The sequence below is a fragment of the Kitasatospora sp. NPDC001683 genome, from assembly GCF_053596495.1.
The window spans coordinates 124,787-137,040 of the sequence record NZ_JBSFGK010000004.1; the positions used below are offsets into that span (position 1 = coordinate 124,787).

General features: G+C 71.9%; 8 protein-coding genes. 2 read left to right on the forward strand and 6 right to left on the reverse strand.

Annotated elements, in window-relative coordinates:
• Positions 1 to 19: 19 nt before the first annotated feature.
• The 4 genes from ACWCYO_RS03430 to ACWCYO_RS03445 form a co-directional block, all read right to left on the reverse strand.
• Positions 20 to 1,480 (reverse strand): AI-2E family transporter, encoded by a 1,461-nt coding sequence (locus ACWCYO_RS03430; protein ID WP_449783195.1) that lies wholly within the window; start codon positions 1,478 to 1,480, stop codon positions 20 to 22.
• Between the two features lie 551 nt (positions 1,481 to 2,031).
• Positions 2,032 to 2,766 (reverse strand): aggregation-promoting factor C-terminal-like domain-containing protein, encoded by a 735-nt coding sequence (locus ACWCYO_RS03435; RefSeq protein WP_449783196.1) that lies wholly within the window; start codon positions 2,764 to 2,766, stop codon positions 2,032 to 2,034.
• A gap of 453 nt (positions 2,767 to 3,219) precedes the next feature.
• Complete coding sequence (locus ACWCYO_RS03440; RefSeq protein ID WP_449783197.1) at positions 3,220 to 4,554, reverse strand: PhoH family protein; 1,335 nt, start codon at positions 4,552 to 4,554, stop codon at positions 3,220 to 3,222.
• Between the two features lie 230 nt (positions 4,555 to 4,784).
• On the reverse strand, positions 4,785 to 5,579 hold the full coding sequence (locus ACWCYO_RS03445; protein ID WP_405000655.1) for an isoprenyl transferase: 795 nt from the start codon (positions 5,577 to 5,579) through the stop codon (positions 4,785 to 4,787).
• 393 nt (positions 5,580 to 5,972) lie between these two features.
• Here ACWCYO_RS03445 and ACWCYO_RS03450 point away from each other — a divergent pair, with 393 nt between their 5' ends.
• Positions 5,973 to 7,595 (forward strand): chitinase, encoded by a 1,623-nt coding sequence (locus tag ACWCYO_RS03450; protein ID WP_449783198.1) that lies wholly within the window; start codon positions 5,973 to 5,975, stop codon positions 7,593 to 7,595.
• Positions 7,596 to 7,704: 109 nt separating this feature from the next.
• On the opposite strand, the gene ACWCYO_RS03455 is transcribed toward ACWCYO_RS03450, so the two are convergent.
• The gene (locus ACWCYO_RS03455) at positions 7,705 to 8,421 is read right to left on the reverse strand and encodes a prepilin peptidase (protein WP_449783199.1); all 717 of its coding nucleotides are present in this window, start codon (positions 8,419 to 8,421) and stop codon (positions 7,705 to 7,707) included.
• A 268-nt stretch (positions 8,422 to 8,689) separates the two neighbouring features.
• Between ACWCYO_RS03455 and ACWCYO_RS03460 the strand changes: the two genes are divergently transcribed.
• Positions 8,690 to 9,904, forward strand: a complete 1,215-nt coding sequence (locus tag ACWCYO_RS03460) for a pyridoxal phosphate-dependent aminotransferase (RefSeq protein ID WP_270144508.1) — start codon at positions 8,690 to 8,692, stop codon at positions 9,902 to 9,904.
• 390 nt (positions 9,905 to 10,294) lie between these two features.
• Here ACWCYO_RS03460 and ACWCYO_RS03465 read toward each other — a convergent pair whose 3' ends face one another.
• A complete protein-coding gene (locus tag ACWCYO_RS03465) occupies positions 10,295 to 12,121 on the reverse strand; it encodes a phosphoenolpyruvate carboxykinase (GTP) (protein WP_270144510.1) in 1,827 nt (608 codons plus the stop codon).
• Between the last annotated feature and the right edge of the window lie 133 nt (positions 12,122 to 12,254).

The following is a 12,254-nucleotide window of genomic DNA, read 5'->3' on the forward strand; positions in this document are numbered from 1 at the left end:
CCGTGCTGTCCGCGCTTCGTCAGTCCGTCGCCGCAGCCGACTGGGCCCCTGCCGGCTGGGTCGCCGCCGTGCGTTCGGCGGCTTCGCGGGCGGCTTCGAGGGCGGTGAAGACGGCCTGGCCGGCCTCGTTGCGGCGGCGCAGGTGGGCGACCACGGTGTTGGTGACGGCGATCAGCGGAACGGCGACCACCGCGCCGCCGATGCCGCCGATGATCCCGCCGGCCGCGACGCCGAGGACCACACCGAGCGGGTGGACCCGGACGGCCCGGCCGAGGATGAGCGGCTGGAGGATGTGGCTCTCCACCTGCATCACCGCGATCAGCACGACCAACACCATCAGGGCCGTCCACGGCCCCCCCTGGGTGACCAGGGCGATCAGGACCGCGATCGTTCCGGTGACCAGGGCGCCGACCAGCGGGACGAAGGCGCCCAGGAAGATGATCACGGCCAGCGGCATGGCCAGCGGCACGCCCAGCAGGTCGATGCCGATGCCGATGCAGACCGCGTCGATGAAGGCCACGCAGACGGTGCCGCGCACGTACGCGGTGAGCGTCGTCCAGGCCTTCGGGCCGGCCCCGGCCATCGCGAAGCGGGACTGCCGGGGCAGGCCGCGCAGCGCCCAGTTCCAGATCCTCGCGCCGTCGTAGAGGAAGAAGAAGGTGGTGAAGAAGGTCATCAGCAGCGCGGTCAGGGTCTCCACGGCGATCTGCGCGCCGGTGATCGAGACCGAGGTGAGCTGGTCGGTGTTGGTGGTGATGGCCTTGGTGATCTGGTCGGCGAAGTCCTTGATCTGCTGCTGGGTCAGGTGCAGCGGCCCGGTGACCATCCAGTCCCGCAGCCGGTTGATGCCGTCCTTGGCCTGGTTGGTGACGCCCGGCAGGTTGGCGGACACCTGCCAGACCACGAACCAGCCGACCAGCCCGATCCCGGCCAGACCGCTGAGGAACACCCCGCCTGCCGCCAGCGAGCGCGGCACCCCGTGCCGGCGCAGCCAGGAGACCGAGGGTTCCAGCAGCGCGGCGATCAGCAGCGAGGCCAGCACCGAGAAGGCGACCAGCCGCAGCATGTCGACGACGTAGAAGAGGACGTACAGGGCCGCGCCGAGCAGCAGCAGCCGCCAGGTCGACTCGGCGGCGACCCGCAGGCCCCACGGCACCGCCTCGGCGGGGGTGGCGGGCCGGCCGGGGTGGTGCTCCCGGCCGAGTCCGGCGTGCGCGGCGGGGACCGGCGGCGCGGTCGTCGTCGCGGGCACCGGGACGGGGGACTCCTCCACCGCCGTGGTCACGGCCTGGGCCGCCGGAGCGGGATCGGCGCGCGGCACCGGGACCGGCCCGGGCGCCTCGGCGAGGGCCGGTACGGGGAGCTCGTGCGGGTCGGCCGCCATCGCGGCGCGCCGGCGCCGTTCGATCACGGCGGCCGCGCTCGCCACCACGGCCATGCCCTTGGCCACGGCCTTGAAGGCCTTTCCGCCCCGCGCCATCCCGCTACCACCGCTTCCCCGCCGGACCCGCCGAGTCCGGCGGTACGCCGTGGGTCCCGCCACGGCCGTCAGGGATGACGCTACCCGGCGGGCGCCGGGCGAGTCCGCCCGCCGGGGCGTTCGACGCGATGGCTTCATTCCGCGAAGTGGGACAAAACGCCATGTTTCCCAGGGTTTCGCCCACGCACCGCTGGGGAGGACTCCGAACGGGACGACCGGGTCATCCCACTCGTCCCACTCACCCTGAAGCAACCAGCCGATCGCCCAGCCATCGACCAGCCATCGATCAACCGATCGACCTCGATCGATATCAACCGAGCCAACCGCCGGCGGACCGGCCGGTGCGGGAAGCAACCAGGACCCCTTCCCGCGCCCCGCGTCCGCACCCAGGACCGCACCGCCCGTGGGCGCATTGGTCAGCGCAGCCCGGGCGGCGCGGCCCGCCCTTCCCCGACGGACCGGGGAAACGCCACGGCCCCCGGCCGCTCGTCGAACGGGACGAGCGGCCGGGGGCCGTGCGGAGTGCGCCGCCCGAGGGGCGGCGGGCCCTCCTAGTACCAGCTGTGCGCCTGCCAGAACGACCAGGCGCCGCAGGGGCTGCCGTAGCGGCTGTTCATGTAGCTGAGGCCCCACTTGATCTGGGTGGCCGGGTTGGTGCGCCAGTCGGCACCGGCCGAGGCCATCTTGGAGCCGGGCAGCGCCTGGACCAGACCGTAGGCGCCGGAGCCGCTGTTGGTCGCGGTGTAGTCCCAGCCGCTCTCGCGCTTCACGATCTGGCTGAAGCACTGGAACTGGGTGTCGTTGCCGACGATCTGCCGGGCCATGTCCTGGACGGAGCCGGGGCTGACCGAGGGCGCGCTGTCGTCCACCGCGGCCATCGCCGAACGCGCCTTGGAGCGGTTGGCGGCGGCGTCGGCCGCGGCACGCTGGTCGGCGGCGGCCTTGGCGGCCTTGTCCGCGTCGGCCTTGGCCTGGGCGTCGGCCTTCGCCTGGGCGTCCGCGGCGGCCTTCTGGCGCGCGGCCTCCTCGGCGGCCTTCTGCTCGGCGGCGGCCTTGGCCGCGGCGTCGGCGGAGGCCTGCTGGGCGGACGCCTGCTGGCCGATGTTGTCACTGATGGCCTGCGCCTGGGCGCCGGAGGGGACTTCGGCAAGCAGGGTCGCGCCGGCGACGTCGACCGTCTGCGTGGTCTTGCCCTCGCTGCCCGAGGCCATGCCGACGACGGCACCGACAGCGGTGACGGCGGTGGCGGAGGCCACAGCAACTCCCCGGACCGAGATCCGAGTCACATGGATTCCTTCCAGCATCGCCCGCGCGTGACCGTGCGGACGCAACATGCCCCTTGGCACGGACCTCCGCAGGGTGCTCTGGTCACGGGAGGTGCTGGCCCGGCGTCCGGCCGAGGTGAGGCGACCGGGCGTTGAAATCGGGCGGCGTACGGCTCAACGGTCTTCAATTGTGCGTCCACCGACCGGAGTTGGTGGACCTTCCGGGGCCTGACTTCCGGAGACCGGAAGCCCTGCCGCGCCGTACGCGGGGCCTGACAGAACCCTCACCATGCCGCACCGGACACTGTCGACGCAATTCCCGCTTGCGTGGCGCATGTCACATTCACCGTGGGGGAGTTCTCCGGACGGAAACGGACCGACGTGACGAAAGGGGAACGGGGCCCGCTCCGTCAGGAACGGGCCCCGCACCGCAAGTTGACCTTATTGTCCGACTATGCCCCGATCAGGGGCAGTTCACGGGTGGATGTCCTCCAGCATCTCCGTGACCAGCGCCGCGATCGGCGAACGCTCCGAGCGGGTGAGGGTGATGTGGGCGAAGAGTGGATGCCCCTTCAGCTTCTCCACCACCGCCACCACACCGTCGTACCGGCCGACCCGGAGGTTGTCCCGCTGCGCCACGTCGTGGGTGAGCACCACCCGCGAGCCCTGGCCGATCCGGGACAGCACCGTCAGCAGCACGTTGCGCTCCAGGGACTGGGCCTCGTCCACGATCACGAAGGCGTCGTGCAGCGAGCGCCCCCGGATGTGGGTCAGCGGCAGCACCTCCAGCATCCCGCGGGAGATCACCTCCTCGATCACGTCCGGGGTGGTGACCGCCGAGAGGGTGTCGAAGACCGCCTGCGCCCAGGGGCCCATCTTCTCCGCCTCGGAGCCGGGCAGGTAGCCGAGCTCCTGACCGCCGACCGCGTACAGCGGCCGGAAGACCATCACCTTGCGGTGCTGCCTCCGCTCCAGCACCGCCTCCAGCCCCGCGCACAGCGCCAGCGCCGACTTCCCCGTGCCGGCCCGGCCGCCCATCGACACGATTCCGACGTCCGGGTCGAGCAGCAGGTCCAGCGCCACCCGCTGCTCGGCACTGCGCCCGCGCAGCCCGAACGCCTCGCGCTCGCCGCGCACCAGCCGGACCCGCCCGTCGCCGGTCACCCGGCCGAGCGCCCGGCCGCGCTCCGAGGTGAGCACCAACCCGGTGTGCACCGGCAGCCCGTCGGCCCCGTCGACGTCCACCGCCGCGTCGTGGCCCGCCGTGAACAGCGCGTCCACCTGGTCGGCCGCGACGTGCAGTTCGGACATGCCCGTCCAGCCGGAGGTGATCGCGAGCTCGGCCCGGTACTCCTCGGCGAGCAGGCCCACCGAGCTGGCCTTGATCCGCAGCGGGAGGTCCTTGGAGACGACGGTGACGTCGTAGCCCTCGGCCTGCAGGTTGCGGGCTACCGCCAGGATCCGGGTGTCCGCCTCGCCGCCGCCGGCCCGGTAACCGACCGGCAGTATCGAGACGTCGGAGTGGTTGAGCTCGACCCGGATGGTCCCGCCCAGCTCGCCGACCGGGATCGGCTCGTCGAGCCGACCGTGGCGGATGCGGTAGTCGTCGAGCAACCGCAGCGCCTGGCGGGCGAAGTAGCCCAGCTCCGGGTGGTGCCGCTTGGCCTCCAGCTCGGTGACGACCACCACCGGAAGGACGACCTCGTGCTCCTCGAAGCGGGTCATGGCGAGCGGGTCCGCCAGGAGCACGCTGGTGTCGAGAACGTACGTGCGCCGGTCTGGTGTCCGGCGGCTCTTGGAACTGACCACTAGGCCTCCAGAGCGGATGACCCTGCGTCATCCGCGGCAAGCCGGCCCCCGCTGCCCCGGTGGCCTCGGGGCCGGACTGACTGGAGTATTCCCAGGCGGGGAGCGGTGCATTCGCGCACCTGGCGAACTGACGGATCATTGCCGGTGAACGTTTGGCCTCGCGCGCGGGCCGGGTAGGCCAGGCCTACGGCGGTCATTCCGGCCGGAGTTCGTTCCGACCGGACGGTGGATCAGAGGCCCATCCGCCGGTGCCGCTGCTCGAAGGCGCGCAGCGCGCGCAGGAAGTCGACCTTGCGGAAGGCCGGCCAGTACGCCTCGCAGAAGTAGAACTCGCTGTGGGCGCTCTGCCAGAGCAGGAATCCGGACAGCCGCTGCTCGCCCGAGGTGCGGATGATCAGGTCCGGGTCGGGCTGGTTGGCGGTGTAGAGGTGCTCGGAGATGTGCTCGACGGTCAGGATCTCCGCCAGCTCCTCGATCGGGGTGCCGCGCCCGGCGTGCTCCTGGAGCAGCGAGCGGACGGCGTCGGCGATCTCGTGCCGGCCGCCGTAGCCGACCGCGACGTTGACGGTGATGCCGTCGATCCCGGAGGTCTCCTCGGCGGCGCGCTTGAGCACGTCGGCGGTGTGCTGCGGGAGCAGGTCCAGCGCGCCGACCGGGTTGACCTTCCAGCGGCGGGCGGCGGCCAGGCCGGTGACGGCGTCCTCGATGATGCCGAGCAGCGGGACCAGCTCGTCGGCCGGGCGGTCCAGGTTGTCGGTGGAGAGCATCCACAGGGTGACGACCTTGACGTGGGTCTCGTCGCACCAGCCGAGGAACTCGCTGATCTTGTCGGCGCCGCGCTGGTGGCCGTACGCGGTGGAGCCGCCGGCGGCCTTGGCCCAGCGGCGGTTGCCGTCGAGGATCACGCCGATGTGGTGCGGGGTGCGCCCGAGGTGGACCTCGACCCGGCGGCCGTAGAGCCGGTACATCCCGCCCAGCAGGGTGCGCAGCCCCGGCGTCCGTTCGGCGACATCGCGCAGACCCATGGTTTCCCGGCCCCTCCGTACTCGTTCAGGCTGTTTCCTCACCGCCCCGGCGCAGCCTACTCCGGCGCGCAGGCGCACGGTAAAGCCGCAGGTAGCGGTCTGGTCACGGTCCTGTACGAAGTCTGTCGCGACGGGCGTGTCGCCGCCTGGCGAGCGGCCTGCGGAGCGGCCTGCCGGGGGTGCGCCGGCGTGGACACGGAACGGTCTCCGAATCCTTAAGGGAGCCGTAAGCCGGTCCTGCGACGCTTGACGGCCGGTAATGGTCTAGTCCAGCTTTTGACCCGGGGCGGAACGAGCACGACCCGCCCCCCGAGTCACCTGCGGACCCCTCCCCCACACGCGGCCGCCGCGCCCCCCACCGCGGCGGTCGCTCCTTCCCCAGGAGCGTCATCCATGGCCCGTACGCCGAACGCGCCCGCGCACAAGCGCCGGCGCAGCACCCTCCCGGCCCTGGCGGCCGGCACCACCGCCCTCGCCCTGGCCGGCGGCGGCCTCGCCCTCTTCGCCGGCGGCGCCGGCGCGGCGGTCGGCAACCTGGTCACCGACGGCGCCGGCGCGGCGGTCGGCAACCTGGTCACCGACGGCGGTTTCGAGAGCGGCCTGGGCGGCTGGTCCTGCACCGGCGGCGCGACCGCAGTGTCCTCGCCGGTCCACTCCGGCACCGGTGCGCTGCAGGCCACCCCGGGCGCGGCCGACACCGCCGAGTGCTCCCAGACCATCAGCGTGCTGCCCAACACCAGCTACACGCTCAGCGCCTGGGTGCAGGGTCCGTACGTCTACCTCGGCGCGCGCGGCACCGGCGCCACCGACCCGTCCACCTGGTCGAACCAGACCAGCTGGAACCAGCTGTCCACCGGCTTCACCACCGGCGCGAACACCACCAGCGTCACGGTCTACCTGCACGGCTGGTACGGACAGGGCGCCTACCTGGCCGACGACGTCGCGCTGGTCGGTCCGGGCGGCACCTCCAGCCCGTCGCCGACGGCCACGCCCACCCCGACGCCCACCCCGACGGCCACCGCGACGCCCACCCAGAGCGCGACGCCGACCCCCACCGCGACGCCGACCCCCACGGCCACGCCGACCGCGACCCCGACCGCCACCCCGCCGGCCACGGGCCTGCCCGCGCACGTGGTCACCGGCTACTGGCAGAACTTCGACAACGGCTCCACCCCGCAGCGCCTGAGCGACGTGCAGAACGCGTACGACGTCATCGCGGTCTCCTTCGCCGACGCCGTCCCGACCCAGACCGGCGCGATCGGCTTCACCCTGGACCCGGGTCTGTCCAAGGCGCTCGGCGGCTACACCGACGCCCAGTTCCGCGCCGACGTCAAGGCCAAGCAGGCGGCCGGCAAGAAGGTCGTCCTCTCCATCGGCGGCCAGAACGGCGCGATCACCGTGGGCGACGCCACCGCCGGGGCGAACTTCGCCAACAGCGCCTACGCGATCATCAAGGACTACGGCTTCGACGGCATCGACGTCGACCTGGAGAACGGCGTGCAGGCCGGCCCGCTCGGCGACGCGCTGCACGCCCTGCAGGCCAAGGTCGGCCCCGGCTTCGTGCTGACCATGGCTCCCGAGACCATCGGGATGTACAGCACCTCCGGCGCCTACTTCCAGCTGGCGCTGAACACCAAGGACATCCTGACCGTCGTCAACACCCAGTTCTACAACTCGGGCGGGATGAACGGCTGCGACGGCAAGGTCTACAACCAGGGCACGATCGACTTCATCACCTCGCAGGTCTGCACCCACATCCAGGGCGGCCTGCGGCCCGACCAGGTCGGCATCGGCGTCCCCGCCTCCGGCAAGGCGGCCGGCGGCGGCTACGTCGACCCGTCGGTGGTGAACAACGCGCTCGACTGCCTGGCCACCGGCAACAACTGCGGCAGCTTCGTGCCGCCGGCCAAGTGGCCCACCATCCGGGGCGCGATGACCTGGTCCACCAACTGGGACGCCAACAACGGCAACGCGTTCTCCAACGCGGTCGGCCCGTTCGTCCACAAGATGCCCTGAGTGAGTCCCGGATCCAACTCCCTTCGGCGCGCTGTCCCTTGGGGGGTCAGGCCCACGCGCCGACGGTGGAGCCCGCCGTACCGACTCCGGTACGGCGGGCGCCTTCCGCTCACCGGGCCAGCACCGCGGTGAGCGCGCCGAGCAGCAGGAACGGGCCGACCGGGACTTCGAGTCCGCGCCAGGGGCGCCGACGGACCAGCAGGGCGGCGACCCGCAGGGTGCCCCAGAGCCCGGCGAGGACCACCGCGGCGACCAGCCCGCCGATCGCGGCCCACCAGCCGTACCAGCCGAGCAGCCCGCCCAGGGCGAGCCCGAGCGGGGAGTCGCCGGGGCCCAACGCGCCGATCTGGACGGCCACTTCGAGCAGCGCCCCGACCGTCAGCGCGACCAGCAGGCAGCGCAGCAGCACCCCCGGACGCCCCTCGGTCAGCGCCGCGACCACCAGCAGGGCGGCCACCCCGGCCAGCAGCGGCACGGTCAGCCGGTACGGCAGCCGGCGCACCCGCCCGTCCGTGAAACCGAGCGCCACGCCGAGCGCGCCCGCCCAGGCGAGCGCCGCGGTCTGCGGCCCGTCCGCCGCGTACGCCACCGCGACCGCGACCGCCGCCGCGACCGCCTCCACCGTTCCGGGGCCGGCACCGAGCCGGCCCCGGCAGCCCGGGCAGCGCCCGGTCGGTGGCAACAGCCGGCCGAGCGCCCGGTCGCACAACGGGCAGGCCTCGCACCAGGGTTCGCCCTCGGGCACGGCGAAGCGGGCGATCAGTCCGCGCAGCAGCGGAGCCAGCAGGAGTCCGACCAGTACCGCCCCGGCCACGACCGTCACCACCGGCGCACCCCCTCCTCGTCGACGCACCGGGCCCATCTTCCCGTCCGTGGCGGCGGACGGTGTGCCGTCCGTCTCGTTCCGGAGGAGAAGCCGGACGAGAGACCGACCGCGCTCCTCGCATACATGAGCATTCCGGACATGGGACCAACGGTTTGGAAGGCCGCTCGACATACTCGCCTGCCGATCCAAGGAAGCCCGTCCGGGACCTGCGAGCCGCGCCTCCGGTCACCCGGCGTGGGGCCCCGGCGTGCCCCTAAAGTAGGCAGGCATGCAGGTCATCCAGTCCAGCAAGCTCGCCAATGTCTGCTACGACATCCGCGGCCCGGTTCTCGACGAGGCGATGCGGCTGGAGGAACAGGGCCACCGCATCCTCAAGCTCAACACCGGCAACCCGGCCACCTTCGGCTTCGAGGCGCCCCCGGAGATCCTCCAGGACATCCTGCGCAACCTCGCGAACGCGCACGGGTACGGCGACTCCAAGGGCCTGCTCTCGGCCCGCCGCGCGGTGGTCATGCACTACGAGGACCGCGGGCTGCACGGGCTCTCCGTCGACGACGTCTACCTCGGCAACGGCGTCTCCGAGCTGATCCAGCTGGCCATGACCGCGCTGCTGGACGACGGCGACGAGGTGCTCGTCCCGGCGCCGGACTACCCGCTGTGGACCGCCTCGGTCTCGCTGGCCGGCGGCACCGCGGTGCACTACCGCTGCGACGAGCAGGCCGAGTGGTACCCGGACCTCGCCGACATCGAGGCCAAGGTCACCGACCGGACCAGGGCCATCGTGGTGATCAACCCGAACAACCCGACCGGCGCGGTCTACCCGCGCGAGGTGCTGGAGGGCATCGTCGGGATCGCCCGCCGGCACAAGCTGGTGGTCTACGCGGACGAGATCTACGACAAGATCCTCTACGACGATGCCGAGCACGTCCCGCTGGCCACCCTGGCCCCGGACCTGTTCTGCGTCACCTTCAACGGACTGTCCAAGGCCTACCGGGTCGCGGGCTTCCGCTCCGGCTGGATGGTGCTCTCCGGCGACCGCCAGCGCGCCCACAGCTACATCGAGGGCCTGACCGTGCTCGCCTCGATGCGGCTGTGCGCCAACATGCCCGCCCAGCACGCGGTGGCCGCCGCGCTGGGCGGACGGCAGTCGATCAAGGACCTGGTGCTGCCCGGCGGCCGGCTGCTCGCCTCGCGGGACGCCGCGTACGAGTTGCTGAACCAGATCCCGGGGGTGAGCTGCGTCAAGCCGAAGGGCGCGCTGTACGCCTTCCCCCGGCTGGACCCGAAGGTCTACAAGATCAAGGACGACGCCCAGATGGTGCTGGACCTGCTGCGCTCCCAGCGCATCCTGCTGGTCCAGGGCACCGGCTTCAACTGGCCCGAGCCGGACCACTTCCGGCTGGTCACGCTGCCGCGTCCGGAGGAGATCACCGAAGCGGTGACCCGGATCGGCGACTTCCTCAGCGGCTACACCCAGCCTTGACCTCCGCTTTGATCACGGATCACGCGCCGGACCGTATGGTTCCCGCGCGTCGGCGGCCCGGGATCCTCTCCGGGCCGTAGGGGGACGGGCCCGCCAGTGGCAGGGTTCCACGGGGGGCGGCGTCTGCCAGGGCAACCAGGCCTGGATCACCGCCATCACCCGGCTCTGGCCGCAGCGCGTCGGCGCCGGACGAAGCGCTGAGTCGCTGAGGCGCTGCGGCGCCGGGCGGGGCGCGGAAGAACGCCGGAACGCACTACGGCCGGAGTCCCGGCCCGGACGATCTCCTTGGTCGGGGAAAGATCGTCCGGCGGAACTCCGGCCGTCCTGTCGCATCGGCGGGGCGCTCGGTTCGTGCCGCGCGGCCGCCTCTCGCTCGGTTGAGGCTCAGGCTCAGCCGAGGCGCGCGACCAGGCTCCGGTACTCGTCCCACAGCTCCTTCGGGGTGTGGTCGCCGAACAGCTCCAGGTGGGCCGGCACCAGTGCGGCCTCCTGGCGCCAGATGTCGGCGTCCACGGTGAAGAGCAGGTCGAGGTCCTCCTCGGACAGCTTCAGGTCACCCAGGTCGAAGCCGTCGACCTTCGGCAGCACGCCGATCGGGGTCTCGACGCCCTCGGCGGTGCCCTCCAGGCGCTCGACGATCCACTTGAGCACGCGGCTGTTCTCGCCGTAGCCGGGCCAGACGAACTTGCCCTCGGCGTTCTTGCGGAACCAGTTGACGTAGTAGATCTTCGGCAGCTTGGCGGCGTCCGCCTGGGCGCCGACCTTCAGCCAGTGGGCGAAGTAGTCGCCCATGTTGTAGCCGCAGAACGGCAGCATCGCGAACGGGTCGCGGCGCAGCTCGCCGACGGTGCCCTCGGCGGCGGCGGTCTTCTCGGAGGCGATGTTGGCGCCCAGGAAGACGCCGTGCTGCCAGTCGAAGGACTCGGTCACCAGCGGGACGGCGGTGGCTCGGCGGCCGCCGAACAGGATCGCCGAGATCGGCACGCCCGCCTGGTCCTCCCACTCGGGGGCGATGGTCGGGCACTGCGCGGCCGGGACGGCGAAGCGGGCGTTCGGGTGGGCGGCCGGGGTGCCGGACTCGGGGGTCCAGTCGTTGCCGCGCCAGTCGATGAGGTGCGCCGGGGGCTCCTCGGTGAGGCCCTCCCACCACACGTCGCCGTCGTCGGTGAGGGCGACGTTGGTGAAGACGGTGTTGCTGTGCAGCGTGGCGATGGCGTTGGCGTTGGTGTCCGCGCCGGTGCCGGGGGCGACGCCGAAGAAGCCGGCCTCGGGGTTGATGGCGTACAGGCGGCCGTCCGCGCCGAAGCGCATCCAGGCGATGTCGTCGCCGATGGTCTCGACCTTCCAGCCCGGGATGGTCGGCTGGAGCATGGCCAGGTTGGTCTTGCCGCAGGCCGACGGGAAGGCGGCCGCGACGTACTTGACCTCACCGGACGGCGGGGTGAGCTTCAGGATCAGCATGTGCTCGGCCAGCCAGCCCTCGTCGCGGGCCATGGTCGAGGCGATGCGCAGCGCGTAGCACTTCTTGCCGAGCAGGGCGTTGCCGCCGTAGCCGGAGCCGAAGGACCAGATCTCCTTGGTCTCCGGGAAGTGCGAGATGTACTTGGTGGTGTTGCACGGCCACGGCACGTCCGCCTCGCCCTCGGCCAGCGGGGCGCCGACGGTGTGCACGGCCTTGACGAACTCCCCGTCCTCGCCGAGCTGGTCGAGCACGGCCTGGCCCATGCGGGTCATCACGCGCATCGACACGGCGACGTAGGCGGAGTCGGTGATCTCGACGCCGTACGCGGCCAGCGGGGAGCCGACCGGGCCCATCGAGAAGGGCACGACGTACATCGTGCGGCCCTTCATCGCGCCGCGGAACAGGCCCTGCTCGCCCTGGAAGATGGCCCGCATCTCGGCGGGGGCCTTCCAGTTGTTGGTCGGGCCGGCGTCCTTCTCCTGCTCGGAGCAGATGAATGTGCGGTCCTCGACGCGCGCCACGTCCGAAGGGTCCGAGGCGGCGTAGTAGGAGTTGGGGCGCTTCTCCTCGTTCAGCTTCTTGAAGGTGCCCTGAGCCACCAGCAGGTCCGCGAGGCGCTGGTACTCCTCGTCGGAACCGTCGCACCACTCGATGCGGTCCGGCTGGGTGAGCTCGGCGATCTCGCTCACCCAAGCGAGCAGCTGCTTGTGGCGGGTGGGCGCGGATGCGCTGAGAGCAGAGATCTCGTACGACACGATCGCTCCGTTTCACGCCGTCTCGTCGAGGAGACGGCGTTGCGGGGGTCTGAGGGTGCTTGCAGCGTAGCTCCGGGCCCAAGGCCCCAACGCGGCACGGAGGCGAAATTGACGCATCTTTTACTACGGAAAG